This window comes from Streptomyces panacea (assembly GCF_040560175.1).
Taxonomy (GTDB): domain Bacteria; phylum Actinomycetota; class Actinomycetes; order Streptomycetales; family Streptomycetaceae; genus Streptomyces; species Streptomyces panacea.
On sequence record NZ_JARJHW010000009.1, the window covers coordinates 20,197 to 43,386 of the forward strand.

Here is a 23,190-nt window from a genome sequence, read left to right on the forward strand (position 1 = left end):
GGGGTTCAAGTTCCGCTATTGGTACGGACCTTGACGCGGTTCGTCGGTGTCCCTACGGTGGCCAATCAGCTCCAGTGTTCACAAGCTCGTCCCCTGTTCGCATATGAGACCCCACACTCCCGCAGGAAGGCGCTTGCGATGCGTGCTCGAAGGCTGCTCCCCACCCTCCTCGCCGTTGCCACGACGGCCGGCGTGCTGTCCACGACCGTCACCCCGGCCCACGCGGCGGTCATCAGCGTGACGACCGCCGCCCAGCTGAAGTCCGCCCTCACCACCGTCCGCCCCGGCGACACGATCCAGCTCGCCGACGGCCTCTACACCGGAAACTTCAAGGCGCTGGTCGCCGCCACCGCCAACTCCCGCATCACGCTCACCGGTTCGGAGAAGGCCGTCCTCAGTGCGGGCGGCGGGTACGTACTGCACCTCAACGGCGCCTCGTACTGGACCGTCAAGGGCATCACCCTCACCGGCGCGCAGAAGGGGATCATGGCGGACACGGCCGACGGCGTCGTCATCGACTCCGTCGTCGTGCACGACCTGGACATGGAGGGCGTCCACTTCCGGAACACCAGCCGCGACGGAGTCATCAAGAACTCGCGGATCTACGACACCGGCAACGACGGCCGGGGCATGGGCGAGGGCGTCTACGTCGGCTCGGCCGGCGGCACCTCGGACAAGAGCGACAACGCGCAGATCCTCAACAACACCATCGGTCCCGATGTCGGGGGTGAGGCCATCGACATCAAGGAAGGCACCACCGGCGCGAAGATCATCGGCAACACCTTCGACGGCCGGGGGCTGACCGGCGCCAACTTCGACGACTCCTGGGTCGACGTGAAGGGCAACAACACCCTCGTCGAGAACAACACCGGGAAGAACACCACCAACAACGGCTTCGAGACCCACACCCAGAAGTCGGGCTGGGGCTGCGGCACGGTCTTCCGCGGCAACAAGTCGGATCTGAACGGCGCCACCGGCGACAAGCGGCTCGCGATCAACGTCACCGCCGACACCGCCAGTTGCCGCACCACCGTGCACTCGAACAACACGGTCACCGGCGGCCGTGGCCTGACGAACATCGCCGTCACCCCCTGACCGGCGGCGGCCGATCCACCCTCGACCGCCGGACGGGCCACTCGCGCCGCCCGTCCGGCGGTCGAGCCGGACGCCATGCGCTCAACTCAGGGCCACACCGAACCACTTGGGCAGCCGGTCGAGCAGATCCGCCTGGTCCTCGCCGACCCACGCCACATGGCCGTCCGGCCGCAACAGCACCGCGGGCACGTCCAACTCCTCGCTCACGTCGACGACATGGTCGACCCGGTCGGCCCAGCCCGCCACCGAGAGCCGGCCGGTCCCGTCGAGCAGCAGACCGCGTCCGCCGTGCGTCAGCTCGTACAGACGCCCCCGCTTCAGCGGCACGTCCCGCATCCGCCGGCCGAGCAGTTCATGCCCGTCGCCGAAGTCGTAGCGGACCCCGACCGCGATGATCTTCTCGGTCAGATACCGGCTCACCTCCTCGAAGTCCATCAGTTCCGACAGCAGCCGGCGCACGGCCCGGGGGCCCGGCTCGGTCGACATCAACGCCATCTGCGCGCGGGTGTTGTCCAGCACGTCGGCGGCCACCGGGTGCCGTTCACCGGAGTAGCTGTCCAGCAGCCCCTCCGGTGCCCAGCCGCCCACCTCGGCGGCCAGCTTCCAGCCGAGGTTGAACGCGTCCTGGATACCGAGGTTGAGGCCCTGCCCGCCCACCGGCGGGTGGATGTGCGCCGCGTCGCCGGCCAGCAGCACCCGGCCGCTCCGATAGCGCTCCGCCTGCCGGGTGGCGTCGCCGAAGCGGGACAGCCAGCGCGGTGAGTGCACGCCGAGGTCGGTGCCGGCGGTCGCCCGCAGCTCCCGCTCGAACTCCTCGAAGGTCGGCGGGACCGTGCGGTCCTCGGCCACCCCCGTGGCGGGCACCACGACCCGGAACACCCCGTCCCCGAGGGGCATGGCACCGAACCGCGGTTGGGTCTCGCGGACCTCGGCCATCACGGCGGTCAGCGTCTCCTGCGACGCGGCCACCGCCATCTCGCCCAGCAGGGTGTCGACCCTGCTGGGCTCACCGGGGAAGCCGACGCCGAGCAGCTTGCGCACCGTGCTGCGGCCACCGTCGCAGCCGACGAGATAGCGCGAGCGCAGCCGCGTGCCGTCGGCCAGCTCGACACCCACCCCTTCGTCGTCCTGGCTCAGCCCGACCAGTTCGCACCCGCGCCGGATCTCGATGCCCAGCTCGGTGGCGCGCTCGTTCAACAGCCGCTGGGTGACCGGCTGCGGGATGCTGAGAACATACGGATGCGAGGTGTCCAGCCGCTCCGGCGACGGCTTGCGGATGCCGGCGAAGAAGCCACCGAGCGGGTACTGCCGGCCGAGCGCAAGGAACCGCTCCAGCAGACCGCGCTGGTCCATCACCTCGATGCTGCGCGCGTGCAGACCGAGCGCGCGGACCACGCTGGTCGGCTCCGCCTCCTTCTCCAGCACGAGCGTCCGCACGCCGTGCAGCCGCAGCTCGGCGGCCAGCATCAAGCCGGTCGGTCCGCCGCCGGCCACGATCACGTCAAACACAAAGAACCCCCATGTATCGCCAATGGCATGCAGAAGCGCGCAGAAGCCGTGAATCTCCGATTTCGGGATGTTCTGGCGCCTCGGCCGACAATTCTGCGGCACGACCGGGGTCTTGCCGCAAGCCCCCCAGTGCGCTATATGTTGAGAGTGGCGAGGAGCGGGTGTGCTCCTTGCCTTCTGTGTTTTCCCGGTGGGTCGGGCGTCGGAGCGGGCGTCACGTCGAGACCGTAGTGACGGCGGATGAACGAACCCTGGTGTTCGCGGGTGCAGTCCTTCGCGTTCAGCAGCCCGTACCTGTTCGCGCCCAGACTGTCGAAATGCCTGTTGAGCGAGGACAGGCCGTTGCTCCTGTCGTGTTGGCGAGCACGGCGGCCCATTCCTGCCAGGCCCGTTTCACGGGACCTCTGTCCCACGGCTGGTTGCCGGTGGCCCACGTCTCGTACATCTCGTAGCCGTGCCGTTGCAGCAGCAGATCCTCGATCCAGTCCGTGCCCGGCCATCCGGAGGTCGCGCCCGATGCCATGCCCAGGCGCCACACCGCCTCCTCGGTGTCCGCCTCGTCCTCGCCCGCCCTGCTCCAGACGATGGACTTGAGGTCCACCCGCACCAGAACCCAGTACGGGTGCCCGGCCGACCGCGCCGCCGTCCGGGGGGACCGGAGCGACGCGGGAACGGCGAACCGCGGGCGGCCCCTCACCGCTCCACCGACTCGGCGTTCGCCGCCGCCGGGTCGGCCGCCCGGCCGCGCAGCCGACCGGGCAGCCAGCCGCGCAGCCTGCCCTGGCGCTGCTCGCCCCTGCCGTGGCCGAACGCGAACGGGCGGGCGCGGTAAGCGTTGTCGAGCAGGGCCCTCTCCAGCGTGGTGTGCTCGCGCAGTGCGGTGCGCGGCGCCTGCTCGGAGAGCCGCTCGTACCCGGCACCCAGCTGCTTCCGCAGGTCGTGTTCGGTGGCGGGAATCGCGATCTGCCGGTCCAGCGCCTCGCGGAGCGCGCCCAGCGGGTCCGGTACCGGGGGAGCGGTGACCAGCCGGAGCAACAGCTCCAACAGGTCGGTGCGCAGACGGTCCTGAGCCTGATGGTCCGTCAATCCCTCGTATCTGGCCGGCCGGTCCAGCGCCTCGCACGCCCTCCTGGCGGCGTCCACGGTCGGCACGACAGGGACGAGAGCCCGGAGGGGGGCTTCAGCATCGGCGGCGAGGAGTAGGTCCCGCCGGTGGATCCCCAGGCACACGAGCGTTCGCCGGACAGGGCGCCGCGCCGGACGGGCGTTGAGCCCGTCCGGCGCTTGAGCACGCGCCCCGGATCAGCCGACCGCGTCGGACCGCGACATCAGGACGGGCGTCGGGAGGATCACTTCCCGTTCGATCTGTCCGCTCTCCTGTCCGCCCACCGACCAGGTGCCGAGGGTGAGTTCGGCCGTGATGCCGGGACCGAAGCCGGCGATCACCCCTCGCGCGCCGTGTTCGGCGCCGCCGTCCTCGAAGAAGCGGTCCAGCGCGTCGAAGATGACCGCGCTGGCGATGTTGCCGCGCTCGGTGAGGGTCGCCCGGCTGTAGCGGAACATCTCCGCCGGTACGTCGAGATACCGGCAGAGGTCGTCCAGGATCCTGGGCCCGCCGGCGTGCACGATGTAGAAGTCCAGTCCGGAGACGTCCCAGTCGTGCGGCTCGGCCATCTCCCGCATGGCGGGCGCGAGTACGGACATGGTGCCGGGCACCCGCTTGTCGAGCATGAAGTGGAACCCGGTGTCTCGGACCGCGTAGGAGATCCAGTCCTCCGTGTCGGGTACCAGGTGGGAGCCGTTGCGCTCCAGCTGTACGCCGGTGCCTCCCTGCCCACGTACCACCGCGGCGGCGACGGCGTCCCCGAAGAGGCCGTTGGAGAGCAGATTGCCCACCGCGAGGTCCGTCGGCTGGTAGCACAGTGAGCAGAACTCGCAGGACACGATCAGCACGTTCGCCTGCGGATACGCCGAGCAGAAGTCGTGCGCCCGGTTGATGGCCGCACCGCCGGCGGCGCAGCCCAGCTGAGCGATCGGCAGCTGCCGGGTCTGCGATCTGAAGCCCATGGTGTTGATGAGCCACGCGGTCATCGAGGGCATCATGAAGCCTGTGCACGACACGTAGACGATCATGTCGATGTCCTGCGGCGTCAGTTCGGCGTGGGCGAGGGCCCGGAGCACGGCCTCCGGCACCCGTCTCTTCGCCTCCGCCTCGTAGACGGCGTTACGGGTGGTGAAGCCGGGATGCCGGAGTGTCGTCTCGATGGGCTGGACCAGACGTCTGGTCCGGACACCGGTGTTGCTGATCAGCCGCACCGCGAGTTCGAGCTGCGGGTGATCGGGATGGAGCTGCCGCGCCAGCTCCACGGTCTGTTCCAGCGTGATGACGTGCTCGGGGACGGCGATGGCGGGCCTGCACAGAGTTGCCATGATCAGCTCCTTACCAGGTAACCGGCAGGGCGAGCGGGTATCGCCAGATCGAGACGGTGTTCCACCGCACCTCCTCCGCCGGTACGGCCAGACGAAGGTCGGGGAAACGGGTGAGCAGTGTGCCGATGGAGACTTGGAGCACCATGCGAGCGAGGTGGGCGCCCAGGCAGTGGTGGCTGCCGTACCCGAAGGTCATGTGGAGGGCTGGGTCCTCGCGGTGGAAGTCGAGCTCGTCCGGCCGGTCGTAGGCGAGGTCGTCACGGTTGGCGGTCAGGTAGGACACGTGCACCGTGTCGCCCGCCTTGATGACGACACCGTCGAAGTCGACGTCCTCCATGGCCACGCGAGGGATACCGACGCCCTGGCGGAACGGGATGTAGCGCAGCAGCTCCTCAAGGGCCTGCGGGAGCAGTTCGGGCCGGGCGCGCAGTTCGGCCGCGCGTTCCGGCTGGGTCAGCAGCGTGTAGATGATGTTGCTGATGTTGTACGTGGTGGTGTCGTGGCCGGTGATCACCAGGAGCATGGCCAGCACGGCGAGTTCGTCGGCGTCGAGCATCTCGTCGCCGATACGCGCGGTGGCGAGACCGCTGATCAGGTCCTCGCCGGGCGCGCGCCGCCGCTCCGCCGTCAGCTCGGAGAAGTAGGCCCGCAGCCAGGCCTTCGCCTCGACCGCCGAATTCCGGTCGGCGGCGTTCATGGACATCATGTCCATGGCGCGCTGCCGCAGTTGGGGGCGATCCGCCTCCGGTACGTCCAGCAGCTCGCAGATTGTCATCAGCGGCAGACGGTCGGCGAGGTGGTCGGCGATGTCGGCCGGTGCGCCGCTCTTGGCCATGGTGTCGAGCAGGCCGTCCACGGTCCGCTGGGTCCACGGGCGCAGCGCCTCCACCTGTGGGGTGGTGAAGGCCTTGTTGATCAGCTTGCGCACCCTGTTGAGCGCGGGCGGGTCCATCAGGTTGATCGACTCGGACTGCGCGATGGGCGCCGGAGTGATCCGGGGGAAGTCCTGGCCGATCAGGGCGGCTCGGCTGAAGCGGCGGTCCGAGGTGACGGTCTTGACGTCCTCGTACCGGGTCACCAGCCAGCACTCGCCCTCGCCGTACGGCATACGCACGCGGGCGACGGGCGCCTCGACCCGCATCCGGGTCATGAAGGGGTCGGGTTCCAGGGCCTCGTCATGGCGGAAGGGGCAGGTCTGTACTGAGTCCACGCCGGTCATCACAGCACTCCCATGGGCAAGGTTGGTCACTCATGGTGACGTTGGCAACTCAGGGTTATTTCCGTGCGGGAGAAGCCGCCATGCGCGGAGATGCCAAGCTCACCTGTACGGGTAACCGGCGGGATCGGGCCTACACAGCCGACCCCCAGTGCGGACTTCGCGGAGACGTGGCCACACGTTCGGCCATCTGCTTACGGCGTCTTTATGTCGCGGGAGGTCGCGCCCGGCGCGGTGGGGGAGCAGTCGAACGCGCCGGAGCGCGGCGTCGGGGGCGGGGCCGCCCTCGCGCTCGCTCGTTCCGGTGGCGGAGTGGACGATCAAGGTTCGGGAGGGTCCGCGGATGCCAGAACCTCAGTGGTTCGGCGTACCGAGCGCCCTCAGGTCAGGACTCCACGATGACGCGTACTCTCCTCCTCGCCACCGCCGCCGCGGCGGCTCTCACCCTCGGCCTCACCGTTCCGGCGGTCGCGGCCCCGGAGCCGGTGAAGGCCCTCAACTGCGACGGGGACACCGGCAGATGAACCGCGGACCTTCAGTTCGGCGACGGCCGATGAAAAGCCGAGTGGCCGGTGAACGTCTTCCGCCGGTGACCGGTCGGTGAGCGGTACGCCGGCCCGCGCGGCGGAGCGGACCGGCGTCCGTCAGCGGACATCCACGTAGTCGCCCGTCGCCTTCTTCGGGGCCGTGGTGGTCGTACCGGCGAAGTTCCACCGCCAGTAGCCGTCGGAAGCGGCCTTCACGGTCGTACGGAGGTTGCCCGTCCCGTCGGTCTTGAGGGTCTTGACGGTGGTGTAGGTGTCGGAGGCCTTCGGGCGGAACTGGAGCGCCACCGTCTGACCGGTGTATCCGGCGTAGCGGTAGGTGTCCCAGTTCGCCCGGGTCAGTTTGCCGGTGACCGTGATCGTGCCGCCCTTCGCGACCGGCTCGGGCGCGGCGTTCACCGTGAGTTTCGCGGCCCGCTTGAGCAGGAAGGCGCCGGCGTGCTCGGCGAGGAAGGAGGCGCCGTCGTTGGTGTCCACCAGCGTGTTCACGTACCAGCTGCCCGCGTTGGCGTTGCGGAGGTCGGCGTCGTCGTTGTACGGATCGAGGTGGGGATCGACGGTGAAGGTGGTGGTGCAGGCGGACGCGGTCTCGCAGAGAGCGTCGGTGGTGTAGAAGCCGACCCCCGGCCCCAACAGGTCGACATCGGCCAGATAGAGGCCGGAGTCGTCGCTCCCGCGGACGGTGACGGTGAAGGTCTTGCGTTCGGTCGTGCCGACGACCACATCCTTCCCACCGTTGACGGTCACGCCGGTGACCACCGGATCGGCGGGGACGGCGACGGGTACGAGGGCGGGTACGGGTGTGGCGGAAGCGCTGTTCGCGAGTGCGGTCGGAGCGGTGAGCCCGCCGACCGCCGCGGCGACGGTCAGGGCGACAACGGCATGTCTGGTCATATCAGGTATGACCGCCGAAAGCGGCAAAGGTTGCGGGCGTCGCGGCCGCTTCACTCGTACACCTGCGCGAGGCGCCCAACGTGCCTTTCACGCGGGCGAGATGGGCACCCGGGTCGGATGGCGGGCGCACCCACCCGACGCTCTATCGTGAACGCCATGTCCACCCCTGAACTGATCCGCATCGTCTCCCGCGACTCGCCGATGGCCCTCGCCCAGGTGGAGCGTGTGCGTGCCGAACTGACCGCGCTCCACCCCGGCATCGTGACCGAGGTCGTCCCGGTCAAGACGACCGGTGACAAGTGGATGGGCGACCTCTCCCTGGTCGAAGGGAAGGGCGCCTTCACCAAGGAGGTCGACGCCGCCCTCCTCGCCGGACAGGCCGACCTTGCGGTGCACTGCGTCAAAGACGTGCCCGCCGACCGGCCGCTGCCCGCCGGGACGGTCTTCGCCGCCTTCCTCAAGCGGGACGACATCCGCGACGCCCTGATCCACCCCGGCGGACACACCCTCGACGAACTGCCCGCCGGTACCCGCGTCGGTACGTCATCGGTCCGGCGCGTCGCCCAGCTCGCCGCCTCCCACCCGCACCTCATCTGCGTACCGATGCGCGGAAACGCCAACCGCCGGCTGGAGAAGCTCGCGGCCGGTGAGGCCGACGCGCTGCTGCTGGCCGTCGCGGGCCTGGAGCGCATCGGGCGGAGCGACGTCATCACCGAAGTACTGCCGGTGGACCTCATGTGCCCGCCCATCGGCGCCGGGATCCTCGCCCTGCAGTGCCGGGAGGAGGACACCGACACCATCGACGCCGTCTCCGCGCTCGGCGACCGCGACACGTACAAGGAAGCCTCCGCCGAGCGGATGTTCCTCCATGTCCTCCAGGGACACTGCAACAGCCCGATCGCCGGATTCGCGCACGCGGAGCGCAGCGGCGGCCTCTCCCTGCGCGCCCGGGTCTTCACCCCGGACGGCAAGACGGTCCTCAACGCGCACGAATGGGCCGGCCCGCTCGACCCGGCGACCCTCGGCACCTCGGTCGCCGTCGCCCTCCTCCGCCAGGGGGCACGCGAGCTGATCGATTCCATCGCGCACTGAAATGCCTTTGCCCGGCGGCGAGTTGACCCGTACAGCTGCCGGGCCGAGCCGACACACAGCCGTCACACAAGAACGGAATGCGTGACCGGCGGGCGCTGGTTTCCCTGACATGACTGTGGGAGTAGCACTCAACGCGACGGATCCCGACAACCAGATCGACGCCACCGTACGGCTCGCCGAGGAGGCCGCGGCGGCGGGACTGCGGTCCGCCTGGTTCGGTCAGACCTTCGGTGCCGACTCGCCGCAACTCGCGGCGATCGTCGGACGTGAGGTACCGGCCCTCCAGGTGGGCACCTCCGCGATCCCCGTCTTCGGACGGCACCCGCTGACCGTGGCGAGCCAGGCACTGACCGCGCAGGCGGCCACGCACGGTCGCTACCACCTCGGCGTCGCGCTCGGCGCCAAGTTCCTCATCGAGGGCGGCTTCGGTATCCCGTTCGAACGTCCCGTCGCCCGGCTGCGTGAATTCCTCACCGTCCTGCGGCAGTTGACCGAGACCGGAGCCGCCGACTTCGAGGGCGAGCTGCTCACCACGCACACCGCCATCCCCGCGCGTGTGCCGGGAGCCGACGCCGGTGTGCCGCTGCTTGTCGCCGCGATGGGCCCACAGGCACTGCGTGTCAGCGGGGAGCTGGCTGACGGGATCCTGCCCTATCTCGCCGGGCCCCGCGCCCTGGCCGACCACATCGTCCCGGCCGTCAACGCGGCCGCCGAGGCCGCGGGCCGCCCCGCGCCCCGGATCGTGGCGCTCGTGCACGGCGTGGTCACCGACGATGTCGAAGCGGTACGCGAGACGCTCACCGACACGCTCGCGTTCTACGAGCAGATCCCGTCCTACGCGCGGGCCATCGAGCTCTCCGGCGGCAAACGGGGCGTCGACGTGGCGGTGGTCGGCGACGAGCGTACGGTCGCAGCGGAGGTGCGGCGCTACCGGGACGCCGGGGCGACGGAGGTCGTGTTCGCGGGCACCGAGATCACCGGTGACGCCGACCGGCGCCGTACCTGGGATCTCCTCGGGCAACTCGCGAGCTGAGCGCCCGCTCGGCCCCCACCAGCGAGGAACACCCTGGTCAGGCCCCTGCCCGCAGCTCGGGCGGGGGCGTTGTCAGTGGGGGGCGGCAAGATGTGGGACATGACGACACCCGCAGCCGTTCTTGTCGACGCAGCCGCCTACTCCGTCGCGGTGGAGACCGCGACGAAGGCCGCCGCCGCCTACTACGCGACGGGCGAGAGCGCCCTGGACGACGACGCCTACGACCGCTTGGCGCGGGGCATAGCGGCCTATGAGGAGGCTCACCCGGAGGAGATCTCGGCGGACTCGCCCAGCGGGAAGGTCGCGGGCGGCGCGGTGGTCGGGGACGTACCGCACACGGTGCCGATGCTGTCCCTGGACAACGTTTTCGGCGGCGACGAGTTCACCGTCTGGGCGGCGTCCGTGGAGCGGCGGATCGGGCGGCCGGTGGAGCGCTGGAGCGTCGAGCCGAAGCTGGACGGACTGGCCGTCGCCGCCAGGTACGAGAACGGCCTGCTGGCCCGGCTGATCACGCGCGGCGACGGGCTGGCGGGAGAGGACGTCTCGCACGCGATCGGGATGATCGCGGGCCTGCCCGACCGGCTCGCGGAGCCCGTCACGCTCGAAGTGCGGGGCGAGGTCCTGATGACCACCGAGCAGTTCGAACAGGCCAACACGCTCCGTACGAGCCACGGCGGAACGCCGTTCGCGAATCCGCGCAGCGCGGCGGCCGGGAGCGTACGGGCCAAGGACCGCCCTTACCAGGTGGAGATGACGTTCTTCGCGTACGCGGCGCTGCCCCTCGCGGAATCCGGCGGCGACCTGGCCGCCTCGCTCACCGAGCTGCCGCACAGCGAGGTGCTCACGCTCGCCGGAGGTCTGGGCGTGCACACGACGGCCGGCACCACGGTCCCGCCCAGGACGGTGACCGACGCCGAGGCCGTGCGCGTCCGGGTGGAGGAGATAGCGGCGCTCCGCGCGGAGCTGCCCTTCGGCATCGACGGCATCGTCATCAAGGCCGACGCCGCGGCGGACCAGCTGGCCGCGGGATCGGGCTCCCGCGCGCCGCGCTGGGCCATCGCGTGGAAGCTTCCGGCGGTCGAGAAGGTGACACGGCTGCTGGACGTGGAGTGGAACGTCGGCCGTACGGGCACCATCGCGCCGCGCGCCGTTCTGGAACCGGTCGAGATAGACGGCTCGACCGTCACGTACGCCACCCTGCACAACCCGAACGACATCACCCGCCGTGATCTGCGGATCGGCGACCACGTCATGGTGTACAAGGCGGGCGACATCATTCCCCGCGTGGAGGCGCCCGTCGCGCATCTGCGTACGGGGGAGGAGAAGGCCATCGTCTTCCCCGAGGTGTGCCCGCAGTGCGGCTCGGACATCGACACCTCCGAGCAGCGCTGGCGCTGTGTGCGGGGCCGTAACTGCCATGTCGTCGCGTCCATCTCGTACGCCGCCGGACGCGACCAGTTCGACATCGAGGGCCTGGGGGCGACCCGCGTCGTCCAGCTCGTCGACTCCGGTCTCGTCGCGGACATCGGCGACCTGTTCACGCTCACCCGCGAGCAGATCCTCGCTCTCGACCGGATGGGGGAGACCAGCACGGACAATCTCCTGGCCGCGATCGAGCGTGCCAAGGGGCAACCGCTCTCCCGTGTGCTGGCCGCACTCGGCGTGCGCGGTACCGGACGCTCCATGTCCCGCCGGATCGCACGGCACTTCGCGACCATGGACGTGCTGTGCGCCGCGAACGAGGAGGCGATGCGGCGGGTCGACGGGATCGGTGGGGAGAAGGCCCCGACGATCGTGGCGGAGCTGGCCGAGCTGGCGGAGCTGATCGACAAGCTGCGCGCGGCCGGAGTGAACATGACCGAGCCGGGCGCGACGCCTCCGTCGGACGACCCGGCGGCTTCCGAGGACGGCGAAGTCGCGGTGGGGAGCGGTCCGTTGGACGGTATGACCGTGGTGGTCACGGGCGCGATGACGGGACCGCTGGAGAGGCTCTCGCGCAACGAGATGAACGAACTGATCGAGCGCGCGGGCGGCAAGTCCTCCTCCAGTGTCTCCAAGCGCACGTCCCTCCTGGTCGCGGGTGAGAACGCCGGGTCCAAGCGGGAGAAGGCCGAGACGCTCGGTACACGGATCGCCTCACCGGACGAGTTCGCGGAGATGATCGCGGAGCTTCTGGGCAACGGCAACGGCGACAGCGGCGACGGCGGTGACGGTGGCAGTGGCGGGAACGACGACGAAGACGGCGGCGGTGGGAAAGGCGCCGCTGACGAGGTGGCCCGGTGAGGGAAACGCCGTGCCGTGCTTGACCTTTCGCGCGATACCCGCCGGCGCGTTCGCCGGGTCGGGTCAGCCGACGCCGGCCGCCAAAGCCGGGTTCGAGGGCGAGGCGTCCGGCGTGGGCCGCGCCGCACGCGGACGGGTGGCACGACACGCACCTGCACGCCCGCGTCCGTCAGGACCGATCGGCGACGGACCGGTCAGGTCATCAGTTCGGGCCGGGGCCGAACCGGCGCTGGTAGGCCGACGGCGTCAGGCCCGTCTCGCGTCGGATGAGCGTCCGCAGATTCGTCGCGGTGCCGAGGCCGCTGCGGCGCGCGACCAACTCGAAGCGTGACTCGCCCCGTTCGATCAAGCGACAGGCGAGGGCGACGCGTTCGCCGGTGAGCCACGCCAGCGGAGTGGTGCCCAGTTGCGCCTGGAAGCGCCGATGCAGCGTCGCGGGACTGACCGACGCGCGCGCAGCCAGGTCGGCCACCGTGAGCGGGGAGTTCAGTCGCTCCTGCGCCCAGGCCAGGACGGGCGCCAGTGACTCGTCCGGCAGGTCGGGTACCGGACGTTCCACGAACTGCCGCTGCCCGCCGTCCCGGTGCGCCGCGAAGACAAGCCGCCGGCTCACGGAGTTGGCGACCTCCGCGCCGTGGTCTCGGCGGACCACATGCAGCCCGAGGTCGAGCGCGGCGGCGCTCCCCGCCGCCGTGAGGATGTCGCCGTCGTCGACGAACAGCACGTCCGACTCCAGCTGTACGGAGGGGAAGCGGGCCCGGAAGGAGTCCGCCCACTGCCAGTGCGCGGTGGCCCGGCGCCCGTCCAGCACCCCCGCCTCGGCCAGGGTGAAGGCGCCGCTGCAGAAGCCGACGAGGCGCGCGCCGCGCGCGTGGGCCCGCCGGACGGCGTCGAGCACGGCCGTGCGGCGGGGCACCTCGACATCGGGCCGGTTGGGGACGATCAAGGTGTCCGCCGTGTCGGCCACCGCCAGGTCGGCGACGCCCGTGAGCGTGAAGAATCCGTCCCGCATCAGGGTGCTCGGCTCGGGGGAGCAGAGGCGGAAGTCGTAGAGATCGCGGCCGATCTCGGGCCTGCGCAGACCGAAGATCTCGGTCGCGCAGCCGAGCTCGAAGGGGTTCGAGTTCTCGTCCACGATCACGACGACCCGGTGGGTGCGCCGAGCGGTACTCGGACCACTCCGCAATGGACCGTGCGAGGATTCTTGCGCCATATGCAATTCCTAGCACTCACACCGGTCGGACGGAACGAACGAGCATGGGCGCATGAACGATGAACGCAACGAGCCCATCTCCCTCGACAAGGCGCTGACCTCCTTCGACGCCCTGTGGAGTCCCCGTATCGTGACCCGCGTCAACGACTACGACGTGCGCGTGGCCAAGGCCGAGGGCGAGCACGTCTGGCACGTCCACGAGAACACCGACGAGTTCTTCCTCGTACTCGAAGGAGAGCTGCGGATCTCGTTGCGCGAGCCCGCCGGCGAGCGCACGGTCGTGCTGCCACGGGGCGCGGTGTTCACGGTCCCTCGCGGTACGGAGCACAAGCCGTACGCCCCGTCCCGCGCGGAGATCCTGCTCTTCGAGCCCTCCGGGACGTCGACGGTCGGTGACCGGCACGACGAGATCCCGGACCATGTCGACGCGACGACGGGCCACGCGCTCGGCTCCTGACGGCGTACGTCCTCGATCACCGGCCCGGACGTACGTGACGTCGAAGTCGGCCGCCCAGCGTTCGCCGTCCGCCGACCGCCGACCGCTCCCAACCGCCCTGGATCGTGTCCCCGGCCTCGTCGAAGGCCGCGGCGAACCGCTGGTGGAAGCCCGGTGCCGCGCGCCACTGCTTCCATACGCCGGCGGTCAGGCTCGTACGGTAGACCCGCGCGACGCCCCGGCCGTCGGCGTACGACGTCGTGAACTCGTCGGCTGTGTCGTCGTAGCCGATGATCGTGCTGGTGGGGAACGGCACGTGCGGCCCCCACTCCGGCGGGAACCCCGTCGTGGGCCCCGCGTCCGTCCGAGCGCTGGACCGGAAAGGCGCCGTCCTCCAGCCAGGAGAACTCGGTTCGGACCGGCCCCGCTCGGCGGCCGGCGACCCGCATGTCCCACTCGCCCACGAGAGCGTTCAGCCGGCTCAGCGCGGTGTGGGGTGTCGGACGGCGCGTCGGTCTCCTCCTCTTCACGGATCGGGGACGGCGCGACCCCGCTGCCAGTGATGACTCGGAAGTCTCCCCGGAGTCATCGATCCGCTTGACCGTGACGGCGACGGCGACTGTGACAGCGGCCCCGGTTGAGGTTGAGGCTGAGAACTGTCGCGCCACCGCCTGGAGGGCTCCCCCCCCGCTACGCCTGCCCCGTCTCGAAGCGGGCGATACGGCCGTCCGTGACGGTGAACGCCCAGCGCGTCCGCATGGCGCCCCACGTCGCGTTGGTGAACGTCGCCGTCAGGGCGCGGCCCTCGTCGGAGGCGGTCTCCACGTCCATCCGGCCGTCGGCGGAGAAGATCTCCTTGTCCACCCAGCCCGCGAGGTCACGGTCGCTTCCGTCGTCGGACATCGTGGCGTCCGGGGCGAGGACGGCGAAGAAGGCATCCCTGTTCCCGCCGTTGATCGCCGAGACGAACGCGGCGACCGCCGGGTCCTCGGGGATGACACTCATGGGTGGTCCTCCTTGTGGCCGGCCTTCGGTGCTGCGGGCAGTGCCATCATCACGCCTGTCGTGCCGCCGCGCAGCCCGGCGGAATCGGCCCGTGCGGGGAGGGTGTACAGCCCTCCTCCAACGATGTAAAAGATGCCTACGGGCCCGAACCAGCACCGTCCTCACCCGATGACCGAGGAGGGCAACCGACCATGCATGCCTCGTACGCCTCGCTGCTGCGCCCCACCCCCACCCCCACCCCCGCTCGAAACCGCGACCGCGACCGCAACCGCCCCCGCGACCGCGCCACCGCCTGGCTCGGCGCCCTGCTGCTCCTGTGCGCGAGCCTGGTGGTCGCCGGCGGCCCCGCCGAGGCGAAGGCCGCCGCCTGGCAGCCCAAGCCGTCCCCGATGACCACCCCGTGGACGAACCAGGTCCCGGTCGACAACCCGCTGCCGGAGTACCCGCGCCCCCAGCTCACACGCCCCGACTGGCTCAATCTGAACGGCATCTGGGACTTCGCGGTCACCGGCGCGAACGCCGGGCAGCCCGCCGCCTTCCCCGAGCAGATCAGGGTCCCGTTCGCCGCCGAGTCGGCCCTCTCCGGCATCCAGCGCAGGATCACCCAGAGCGACAAGCTCTGGTACAAGCGGAACTTCACCGTGCCCACGAACTGGAACGGCCGCAGCGTCCAGCTGAACTTCGGCGCCAGTGACTGGCAGACCACGGTCTGGGTCAACGGCCGGCAGGCCGGCGCGGCCCACAGCGGCGGCTTCGACGCGTTCACCTACGACATCACGCCGCTGCTGACCTCGGGCACCAACACCGTCGTCGTCTCCGTCTTCGACCCGTCCCAGACCGGCGGCCAGGCGGTCGGCAAACAGCGGATCAGCGACGTGACGCCGCATCCCGGCGGAGGCATCTTCTACACGGCCGCGTCCGGCATCTGGCAGACCGTCTGGCTGGAGCCCACCGCGTCCGCCCACATCACCCGGCTCGACATGGTGCCGAGCCTCTCCGACAACACGCTGAAGGTCACCGTCCGGGGCGCCGGCCTCGCCGGCCAGACCGCGAGAGTGACGGTCTCCTCCGGCGGTACGACCGTGGCCACCGGGACGGGATCCGTGAACAGCCAGTTCTCGGTGGCTGTCGCGAACCCCCACCTGTGGACCCCCGAGGATCCGTTCCTGTACGACATCAAGGCCGACCTGCTGTCGGGCACAGGCGGCACGACCGTCGACTCGGTCGGCAGCTACGCAGGGATGCGCTCCATCTCCGTAGGCAAGGTCGGCGGCGTCCAACGCCCGCTCCTCAACGGCAAGTTCGTCTTCCAGACCGGCACGCTCGACCAGGGCTACTGGCCGGACGGCATCTACACGGCCCCCAGCGACGAGGCGCTGCGCCACGACCTCCAGAAGCACAAGGACCTGGGCTTCAACATGGTCCGCAAACACATCAAGGTGGAGCCGCAGCGCTGGTTCTACTGGGCCGACCGGCTCGGTCTGCTGGTGTGGCAGGACATGCCCGCGATGGACACCCGGACTCCGGACAGCGCCGCGCGCGTGCAGTGGGAGGCGGAGTACGACCGGATCATCGACCAGCACCGCAGCTCGCCGTCCCTGGTCATGTGGGTGAACCAGAACGAGGGCTGGGGCCAGTACGACCAGGCCCGGATCGCCGACGAGGTCAAGGCGTACGATCCCTCCCGCCTCGTCAACAACATGAGCGGTGTCAACTGCTGCGGCTCCGTCGACGGCGGCAACGGTGACGTCATCGACAACCACGTCTACGTCGGGCCCGGCACCACGACGCCGACGGCCACTCGCGCGGCCGTGCTCGGCGAGTTCGGCGGGCTGGGCTGGAAGGTGCCGGGACACGAGTGGTATCCCGGCGGCGGCTTCAGCTACGAGGACCAGGCGAGCGTCGCCGCGCTGAACAACCGCTTCGTCGGGCTCATCGACACCATCCGCGAGAACCAGATGCCCAGCGGTCTGTCCGCGTCCGTCTACACCGAGATCACCGACGTCGAGAACGAGGCCAACGGCCTGCTGACGTACGACCGGCAGGTGGTCAAGGTCGACGCGGCCCGGGTCAGGGCCGCCAACCTCGCCCTCGTCGACGCCTCACGCAACCCGCCCCCACCGGTCACTCTGCCCACCGGCCAGAACAAGTCGCTGCGGGTGACGACGCCCGGTCACACCGGCAAGTACCTGCGTCATCAGGACGGGCTCGCGTTCACCGCGCCCGTCGACGCGAACAGCGACAGCCTGCTGAAGAACGACGCCACCTGGAAGATCGTCCCCGGCCTCGCGGGCAGCGGCTGCTACTCCTTCGAGTCCCGCAACTATCCCGGCCAGTACCTGCGGCACCGCGACTTCCGCGTCTACAAGGAGGCGGGTGACGGCTCCGCGCTCTTCCGGGCCGACGCCACGTTCTGCGCGCTGCCCGCCGCCGGGGGAGTGCGGCTCGCGGCGTACAACATGGCCGGCGGCTCTCTGCGGCACATCAACTCGGAGGTGTGGATGGCGACTCGGGGCGGTCCCCGTGCCTGGGACAACCCGGCCTCGTTCACCGAGGACACGACCTGGTCGGTCGACGGCCCGTGGGCGCCCTGACGGTGGGGGTGTGCGAGCATTCCGGTCATGGATCTGCCTCAACTCGAACTGGCCGTACAGCGACTGCGTGATGCCGAGGCGGCCGTCGACGCCGCTCGCGCCGATGTGGAGATCGAGGCGGTCCTCGCCGTACGTCGCGGCGAGGCCGTCGAGGACGTCTCGGCGGCCTCGGGCATCACCCCGCACGACCTGGTGCGCCTGGAGAAGACGTCCGGCGGGCCCGACCAGTAGGCCCCGCGCACGGGCCCCAGGGCGTGTCCGCAAAGTGGCGCCGTCCACCGGCAGGCCGGGTGCCCTCGGCCACCAGCCGCATCACGGCGGTGGCGGTGAACGCCTTGGTGTCGTTGGCCAGTTCGGAAGCGCGCGTCCGCGCCGACCATCGGCCGGCCCGTCCCCGCCTCCGCCGTCCCGGGCTGTGTACGTCCGTCCGTTGACGTTCGCGAGTGCGCCGGGCACCCCGTCCCGCTCGACCAGCAGGCCCGGTTGGCGCTGTACGGCGCCGGGCCGGGCGTCCTGGGCCGCGGCGACGGGGCCGGCCGCGGCGATCAGCGCGGGCCGGCATCGCGAGGGCGACGGCGCCTCTGCGGGTGTGCCCGCCGCCGACGCTCCCGGTCCGACGTCCGGCCGTGGTCCGGGCACCCGTCCGGGCGCCCGTCCTCGTGGTCATGTCGGCGGTCGTGTCGCGGCTCATGGTGAATCCCCCCGTCGTACGCGTCCCCGACCACGTTCCGGCCGATGGCCAGATCCTGGTCTCCGCGGACCGTGAGATCACGGGGGCTGAGCGGCACATCGTGGGGTGTATCGCCCCCCTCGAAGCCGCGGGGGTTCTCCTGCGGGACCGCCCTCGTCTCTCCGTCGCGTGCCGCGACTGCGGCATTTGTTCAGTGTGCGAACGCAATCCTGTGTGAGCGTCAACGGCCGCGATTCTTCCGCCGGGGCGCCGCTCGCAGCGTAGCGATCCAGCGGCAGGTCAAGGCAATTTGGATAGACCCTTGACAAATTAGAGGCCCGTTGCCAGCATGCAAAACTCTCGCGGGTTTCCCGCGAATGTTCGGTGCCGTATCGCAAGCCCTTGCACGGACCAGTACGGCTGCTCCCCGGGTGACGGGACATCGCCCGGGCGGCAGGTTCCTCCCTGAGTGAGACACGGTGGCGCGCTCGCCCGCGCTTCCGCCTGTCTCTCTTCCCCCGATCAGGTATGGAAGGAAGCTCGATGTCAGGACTCTCTGGACGGCCGCGCCCGAGACAGAAGTGGCTGAGGTGGCTCGCGGTACTGGGGCTGGTGGTGAGTGGCGGCGCGATCAGCGTTCCCACCGCCGCCGCCCATCCCGGTCACCCCGGCCACGAAGAGGCACCCGCAGCACCCGCCGCCATCCCGGCAGGCGACTACCAGCAGGTACAACTCGCGCTCGGTTCGGCTGAGTTGGGTGAGGCGATGTCACTCGCCGTCCTGCCCGACCGCGCCGTCGTGCACACGGCGAGGGACGGCACGGTCCGCTACACGGACGCCGCGGGCAACACCAAGTCGGCAGGCAAGCTGGACGTCTACACCCATGACGAGGAGGGCCTCCAGGGGATAGCCGCCGACCCGAACTTCCAGAGCAACCGGTATCTGTACCTGTACTACTCGCCCAAGCTCAGCACGCCGGGCGGCGACGCGCCCGTCACGGGCAACGCCGCGGCGTTCGAGGCGTGGAAGGGCCATCTCAACCTCTCGCGCTTCACGCTCAAGGCCGACAACACGCTCGACCTGGCCAGCGAGAAGGTCGTGCTCGAAGTCCCCAACGACCGTGGCCAGTGCTGCCACGTCGGCGGTGACATCGACTTCGACGCGGCCGGGAACCTCTACCTGACGACGGGCGACGACACGAACCCGTTCGAGTCGTCCGGCTACTCGCCGATCGACGAACGCACCGACCGCAACCCGCAGTTCGACGCGCAGCGCTCCTCGGGCAACACCAACGACCTGCGCGGCAAGGTGCTCCGCATCAAGCCGACCGCGGCCGGCGGTTACACCGTGCCCTCCGGCAACCTGTTCGCGGCCGGTACCGCGCGAACCCGCCCCGAGATCTACGCGATGGGCTTCCGCAACCCGTTCCGGATGTCCGTCGACAAGGCCACCGGCATCGTCTACCTCGGCGACTACGGCCCCGACGCGGGCGTCACCAACGCGAGCCGAGGCCCCAGCGGGCAGGTCGAGTTCAACCGCATCACCGGACCGGGCAACTACGGCTGGCCGTACTGCACCGGCACGAACACGGCCAACGAGACGTACAGCGAGTACACCTTCCCGAGCGGCCCCTCCGCGGCGAAGTACAACTGCGCCGCGCCCACGAACAACTCCTTCCGCAACACCGGCCTGCCGACCCTGCCCGCCGCCAAGTCGAGCTGGATCAAGTACGGCGGTGACGCGGGCACCCCGCCCGAGTTCGGCGGCGGCTCCGAGTCGCCCATGGGCGGTCCCGTCTACCGCTACGACGCCAACCTCAACTCCAACGTGAAGTTCCCGCAGTCGCTCGACGGCCGCTTCTTCGCCGGTGAGTACGGCCGCAAGTGGATCAAGGCCATCGAGGTCAAGGCCGACGGCACCCCGGGCATCATCGAGGCATTCCCGTGGACCGGTACGCAGGTCATGGACCAGGCGTTCGGCCCCGACGGCGCGCTGTACGTCCTGGACTACGGCACCGGCGGCAACAACCAGGCCCTGTACCGCGTCGAGTACGTCGGCGCCGCCAACCGCAACCCGGTCGCCAAGGCCGCCGCGGACAAGGTGTCCGGCCCCACCCCGCTGACCGTCGCGTTCTCCTCGGCCGGCAGCTCCGACCCCGAGGGCAAGGCCCTGACGTACTCGTGGAACTTCGGCGACGGCACCACCTCCACGGCCGCCAACCCGAGCCACACGTACACCACCAACGGCACCTTCCGGCCGACGCTCACGGTGCGGGACCCGGAAGGTCTGACCGGCACGGCGAGCCTGGTCGTCACCGCGGGCAACACCGCTCCGACCGTGACACTCCAGACCCCCAAGGACGGTCAGCTGTTCTCCTTCGGTGACACCGTGCCCTTCCAGGTCACCGTCAGCGACCCGGAGGACGGGACCATCGACTGCTCCAAGGTCAAGGTCACCTATCTGCTCGGCCACGACGAGCACCGGCACCAGATCACCCAGGCCACCGGCTGCTCGGGCAACCTCAACGTGCCCGCCGACGGCGAGCACGACAGCGCGGCCAACATCTACGGGGTCTTCGACGCCGAGTACACCGACGGCGCCGGACTGACCACGCACAGCGCCAGCATCCTCCAGCCCCGCCACCGGCAGGGCGAGCACTTCGGCGCGCAGTCCGGCATCCAGGTCGCCGCGCACGCCAACGCCGAGGGCGGCAGCACCGTCGGCTTCACCGACAACAACGACTGGATCTCCTTCAAGCCGTACAACCTGGCCAACGCCAACAGGATCACCGCCCGCGTCGCGTCCGGCGGCGTCGGTGGCAGCCTGGAGGTACGGGCCGGATCCGCGACCGGCACGCTGCTCGGCACGGTGGCCGTGGCACCCACCGGCGGCTGGGAGAACTTCGTCGACGTGTCGGCGAATCTCACCAACGCCCCCGCCGCGACAACCGAGTTGTTCCTCGTCTTCAAGGGCGTGACCGGCCAGGGCAACCTCTTCGACATCGACGCCTTCACCTTCGCCACCGGCAGCAGCGGCTCCAGCCAGACCGTCGAGGGCGAGTCGTTCAGCTCGGGGCTGGGCGTCCAGGCGGCCGACCACGCTCCGGCGAGCGGCGGCAAGACGCTCGGCTACATCGAGAACGGCGACTGGGCGGGCTACGCCTCCGTTCCGACGGCCGGGACCAAGACCTTCTCCGCGAAGGTCTCCTCGGCCGGCGCCGGCGGCACCGTCACGATCCGCTCGGGCTCGGCGACCGGCGCCGTCCTCGGCACCGTCGCCGTACCCAACACCGGTGGCTGGGAGACGTTCCAGAACGTCTCCACCGCGCTGACCGGTACCGGATCGTCCGGGGCGCTGTTCCTCACCTTCACCGGTGGGGCCGGCTCGCTCTTCGACATCGACACCCTCACTCTCACCAAGTGACGCGAGTCAAGGAGACAGTGATGCTCCGTCAGCTCCGTGCCCTGCCGAAGACCGCCGCGGCGGCCTTCGCCCTCACCCTCGGCCTCGCCGCCTCACTCCTGGCACCGGCCACCGCGGCCCAGGCCGCCGATCCCGCCTACAAGGTCCTCGTCTTCTCCAAGACGGCGGGCTTCCGTCACGACTCCATCCCGGTCGGCACCCAGACCATCCGCGACCTCGGCACGGCCAACAACTTCACCGTCACCGCCACCGAGGACAGCAACGCCTTCACCGCGTCGAACCTGGCCGGCTTCAAGGCCGTCGTCTTCCTCTCCACCACCGGCGACGTCCTGAACGCCAGTCAGCAGTCCGCGCTCCAGGGGTACGTGGACGGTGGCGGCGGCTACTTCGGCATCCACGCGGCGGCCGACACCGAGTACGAGTGGCCGCAGTACCAGCAGCTCGTCGGCGCCTGGTTCAAGAGCCACCCGGCGATCCAGCGGGCCACGGTGAAGAACGAGGACCGGTCGCACGCGGCCACCTCGCACCTGGGCCAGACCTGGTCCCGTACCGACGAGTGGTACAACTACCGCACCAATCCCCGCCCGCAGGTCCGCGTCCTCCAGAGCCTGGACGAATCCAGCTACAGCGGCGGCGAGATGAGCGGCGACCACCCGATCACCTGGTGCCATCCGCAGGGCAACGGCCGCTCCTTCTACACCGGGCTCGGCCACATCCAGGAGTCGTACGCCGACCCCGCGTTCCGCTCGCTGCTGCTCGGCGGCATCCGGTACGCGGCGGGCTTCGCCAAGGCCGACTGCCGTGCGGAGACCGGCTACACGACGCTCTACAACGGCTCGACCACCGGCTGGTCCCAGGCCGGACCGGGCAGCTTCACCAACACCGACGCCACCCTGAACGCGCAGGGCGGCATGGGTCTGTACTGGTACCGCGCGAAGGAGTACGCCTCGTACTCCCTCAAGCTGGACTGGCGCATGGCCGGGGACGACAACTCCGGTGTGTTCGTAGGCTTCCCGGCCTCCGACGACGTCAACACGTCGGTGAACCAGGGCTACGAGATCCAGATCGACTCCACCGACGCGGCCGACCGGACCACCGGGTCCGTCTACGGCTTCAAGGCGGCGGACATCGCGGCGCGCGACAACGCCCTCAATCCGCCGGGGAGTTGGAACGCGTACGAGATCCGAGTGGAGGGGGAGCGGCTCCAGGTCTTCCTCAACGGCGTACGGATCAACGACTTCACCAACACCGACCCGGTGCGCTCCCTCCAGCAGGGGCACATCGGGATCCAGAACCACGGCACCGGTGACGACGTGTCCTTCCGCAACATCAGGATCAAGGAGCTGGGCGGCACCACACCGCCCCATTCGACCACCTACGAAGGGGAGTCCTACACCTCGGGGCAGGGCGTCCAGGCCGCCGACCACGCTCCGGCGAGCGGCGGCCGGACCCTCGGCTACATCGAGAACGGCGACTGGGCGGGCTACTCGGGGGCGTCACTCGACGGAGCGAAGACCTTCGCCGCGAAGGTCTCGTCGGCCGGCGCGGGAGGCACCGTCCAGATCCGCTCGGGCTCGGCGACCGGACCGGTCGTCGGCACGGTCGCGGTGCCGAACACCGGTGGCTGGGAGACCTTCCAGAATGTGTCCACCACGCTGACGGGCACGCCGACCGGGCCGCTGTTCCTCAGCTTCACCGGCGGCGCCGGTTCGCTGTTCGACATCGACACCTTCACGATCGGCAGATAGCGCC

The 23,190-nt window shown here is 70.1% G+C and carries 19 protein-coding genes; 10 read left to right on the forward strand and 9 right to left on the reverse strand.

Annotation, left to right across the window (positions count from 1 at the left end; all coding sequences use genetic code 11):
* The first annotated feature begins 138 nt into the window (after positions 1 to 138).
* On the forward strand, positions 139 to 1,095 hold the full coding sequence (locus P3L51_RS04180; RefSeq protein ID WP_354603658.1) for a right-handed parallel beta-helix repeat-containing protein: 957 nt from the start codon (positions 139 to 141) through the stop codon (positions 1,093 to 1,095).
* An 81-nt stretch (positions 1,096 to 1,176) separates the two neighbouring features.
* On the opposite strand, the gene rox is transcribed toward P3L51_RS04180, so the two are convergent.
* The 5 genes from rox to P3L51_RS04205 form a co-directional block, all read right to left on the reverse strand.
* Positions 1,177 to 2,604: a rifampin monooxygenase gene (gene rox / locus P3L51_RS04185; protein ID WP_354603659.1), complete on the reverse strand. Its 1,428-nt coding sequence runs from the start codon at positions 2,602 to 2,604 to the stop codon at positions 1,177 to 1,179.
* Between the two features lie 280 nt (positions 2,605 to 2,884).
* Complete coding sequence (locus P3L51_RS04190) at positions 2,885 to 3,301, reverse strand: hypothetical protein (RefSeq protein ID WP_354603660.1); 417 nt, start codon at positions 3,299 to 3,301, stop codon at positions 2,885 to 2,887.
* Entirely contained in the window at positions 3,298 to 3,756 is a 459-nt protein-coding gene (locus tag P3L51_RS04195) for a hypothetical protein (RefSeq protein ID WP_354603661.1), read from the reverse strand. The genes P3L51_RS04190 and P3L51_RS04195 overlap by 4 nt, the downstream gene beginning before the upstream one ends.
* A gap of 150 nt (positions 3,757 to 3,906) precedes the next feature.
* The gene (locus tag P3L51_RS04200; protein WP_354603662.1) at positions 3,907 to 5,034 is read right to left on the reverse strand and encodes a type III polyketide synthase; all 1,128 of its coding nucleotides are present in this window, start codon (positions 5,032 to 5,034) and stop codon (positions 3,907 to 3,909) included.
* 10 nt (positions 5,035 to 5,044) lie between these two features.
* Positions 5,045 to 6,253 carry a cytochrome P450 gene (locus P3L51_RS04205; protein WP_354603663.1) on the reverse strand — a complete coding sequence of 403 codons (1,209 nt, stop codon included), beginning with the start codon at positions 6,251 to 6,253 and terminating at the stop codon, positions 5,045 to 5,047.
* Positions 6,254 to 6,648: 395 nt separating this feature from the next.
* Between P3L51_RS04205 and P3L51_RS04210 the strand changes: the two genes are divergently transcribed.
* A complete protein-coding gene (locus tag P3L51_RS04210) occupies positions 6,649 to 6,774 on the forward strand; it encodes a hypothetical protein (RefSeq protein WP_354603664.1) in 126 nt (41 codons plus the stop codon).
* A 120-nt stretch (positions 6,775 to 6,894) separates the two neighbouring features.
* Here P3L51_RS04210 and P3L51_RS04215 read toward each other — a convergent pair whose 3' ends face one another.
* Complete coding sequence (locus tag P3L51_RS04215; protein WP_354603665.1) at positions 6,895 to 7,689, reverse strand: calcium-binding protein; 795 nt, start codon at positions 7,687 to 7,689, stop codon at positions 6,895 to 6,897.
* Between the two features lie 156 nt (positions 7,690 to 7,845).
* On the opposite strand from P3L51_RS04215, the gene hemC reads away from it, so the two are divergent.
* From hemC to ligA, 3 genes are all read left to right on the forward strand, one after another.
* On the forward strand, positions 7,846 to 8,781 hold the full coding sequence (hemC, locus tag P3L51_RS04220; RefSeq protein WP_354603666.1) for a hydroxymethylbilane synthase: 936 nt from the start codon (positions 7,846 to 7,848) through the stop codon (positions 8,779 to 8,781).
* 109 nt (positions 8,782 to 8,890) lie between these two features.
* Positions 8,891 to 9,814 carry a TIGR03564 family F420-dependent LLM class oxidoreductase gene (locus tag P3L51_RS04225; protein ID WP_354603667.1) on the forward strand — a complete coding sequence of 308 codons (924 nt, stop codon included), beginning with the start codon at positions 8,891 to 8,893 and terminating at the stop codon, positions 9,812 to 9,814.
* A gap of 90 nt (positions 9,815 to 9,904) precedes the next feature.
* Complete coding sequence (ligA, locus tag P3L51_RS04230; protein WP_354603668.1) at positions 9,905 to 12,097, forward strand: NAD-dependent DNA ligase LigA; 2,193 nt, start codon at positions 9,905 to 9,907, stop codon at positions 12,095 to 12,097.
* 202 nt (positions 12,098 to 12,299) lie between these two features.
* Here ligA and P3L51_RS04235 read toward each other — a convergent pair whose 3' ends face one another.
* Complete coding sequence (locus P3L51_RS04235; protein ID WP_435594367.1) at positions 12,300 to 13,310, reverse strand: GlxA family transcriptional regulator; 1,011 nt, start codon at positions 13,308 to 13,310, stop codon at positions 12,300 to 12,302.
* Between the two features lie 52 nt (positions 13,311 to 13,362).
* Between P3L51_RS04235 and P3L51_RS04240 the strand changes: the two genes are divergently transcribed.
* On the forward strand, positions 13,363 to 13,767 hold the full coding sequence (locus P3L51_RS04240) for a cupin domain-containing protein (protein WP_354603670.1): 405 nt from the start codon (positions 13,363 to 13,365) through the stop codon (positions 13,765 to 13,767).
* 16 nt (positions 13,768 to 13,783) lie between these two features.
* Here P3L51_RS04240 and P3L51_RS04245 read toward each other — a convergent pair whose 3' ends face one another.
* Positions 13,784 to 14,062, reverse strand: a complete 279-nt coding sequence (locus P3L51_RS04245) for a hypothetical protein (protein ID WP_354603671.1) — start codon at positions 14,060 to 14,062, stop codon at positions 13,784 to 13,786.
* A 374-nt stretch (positions 14,063 to 14,436) separates the two neighbouring features.
* Positions 14,437 to 14,751 (reverse strand): nuclear transport factor 2 family protein, encoded by a 315-nt coding sequence (locus P3L51_RS04250; RefSeq protein ID WP_354603672.1) that lies wholly within the window; start codon positions 14,749 to 14,751, stop codon positions 14,437 to 14,439.
* A 215-nt stretch (positions 14,752 to 14,966) separates the two neighbouring features.
* Here P3L51_RS04250 and P3L51_RS04255 point away from each other — a divergent pair, with 215 nt between their 5' ends.
* The 4 genes from P3L51_RS04255 to P3L51_RS04270 all read left to right on the forward strand — a co-directional run bounded on the left by P3L51_RS04255 (position 14,967) and on the right by P3L51_RS04270 (position 23,186).
* The gene (locus P3L51_RS04255) at positions 14,967 to 17,345 is read left to right on the forward strand and encodes an AbfB domain-containing protein (protein WP_435594369.1); all 2,379 of its coding nucleotides are present in this window, start codon (positions 14,967 to 14,969) and stop codon (positions 17,343 to 17,345) included.
* A 27-nt stretch (positions 17,346 to 17,372) separates the two neighbouring features.
* Positions 17,373 to 17,576: a hypothetical protein gene (locus P3L51_RS04260; RefSeq protein WP_354603674.1), complete on the forward strand. Its 204-nt coding sequence runs from the start codon at positions 17,373 to 17,375 to the stop codon at positions 17,574 to 17,576.
* A gap of 982 nt (positions 17,577 to 18,558) precedes the next feature.
* Entirely contained in the window at positions 18,559 to 21,438 is a 2,880-nt protein-coding gene (locus P3L51_RS04265) for a carbohydrate-binding protein (RefSeq protein ID WP_354603675.1), read from the forward strand.
* A gap of 20 nt (positions 21,439 to 21,458) precedes the next feature.
* Positions 21,459 to 23,186, forward strand: a complete 1,728-nt coding sequence (locus P3L51_RS04270) for a ThuA domain-containing protein (RefSeq protein ID WP_354603676.1) — start codon at positions 21,459 to 21,461, stop codon at positions 23,184 to 23,186.
* Positions 23,187 to 23,190 lie beyond the last annotated feature (4 nt).

Coding starts and splice junctions, on each gene's coding strand:
- P3L51_RS04205 (WP_354603663.1), bottom strand. CDS start 6,253: ATGACCGGCGTGGACTCAGTACAGACCTGCCCCTTCCGCCATGACGAG.
- P3L51_RS04260 (WP_354603674.1), top strand. CDS start 17,373: ATGGATCTGCCTCAACTCGAACTGGCCGTACAGCGACTGCGTGATGCC.
- P3L51_RS04235 (WP_435594367.1), bottom strand. CDS start 13,310: ATGGCGCAAGAATCCTCGCACGGTCCATTGCGGAGTGGTCCGAGTACC.
- P3L51_RS04200 (WP_354603662.1), bottom strand. CDS start 5,034: ATGGCAACTCTGTGCAGGCCCGCCATCGCCGTCCCCGAGCACGTCATC.
- P3L51_RS04265 (WP_354603675.1), top strand. CDS start 18,559: ATGTCAGGACTCTCTGGACGGCCGCGCCCGAGACAGAAGTGGCTGAGG.
- P3L51_RS04270 (WP_354603676.1), top strand. CDS start 21,459: ATGCTCCGTCAGCTCCGTGCCCTGCCGAAGACCGCCGCGGCGGCCTTC.
- P3L51_RS04215 (WP_354603665.1), bottom strand. CDS start 7,689: ATGACCAGACATGCCGTTGTCGCCCTGACCGTCGCCGCGGCGGTCGGC.
- P3L51_RS04180 (WP_354603658.1), top strand. CDS start 139: ATGCGTGCTCGAAGGCTGCTCCCCACCCTCCTCGCCGTTGCCACGACG.
- P3L51_RS04210 (WP_354603664.1), top strand. CDS start 6,649: ATGACGCGTACTCTCCTCCTCGCCACCGCCGCCGCGGCGGCTCTCACC.
- hemC (WP_354603666.1), top strand. CDS start 7,846: ATGTCCACCCCTGAACTGATCCGCATCGTCTCCCGCGACTCGCCGATG.
- ligA (WP_354603668.1), top strand. CDS start 9,905: ATGTGGGACATGACGACACCCGCAGCCGTTCTTGTCGACGCAGCCGCC.
- P3L51_RS04250 (WP_354603672.1), bottom strand. CDS start 14,751: ATGAGTGTCATCCCCGAGGACCCGGCGGTCGCCGCGTTCGTCTCGGCG.
- P3L51_RS04225 (WP_354603667.1), top strand. CDS start 8,891: ATGACTGTGGGAGTAGCACTCAACGCGACGGATCCCGACAACCAGATC.
- P3L51_RS04240 (WP_354603670.1), top strand. CDS start 13,363: ATGAACGATGAACGCAACGAGCCCATCTCCCTCGACAAGGCGCTGACC.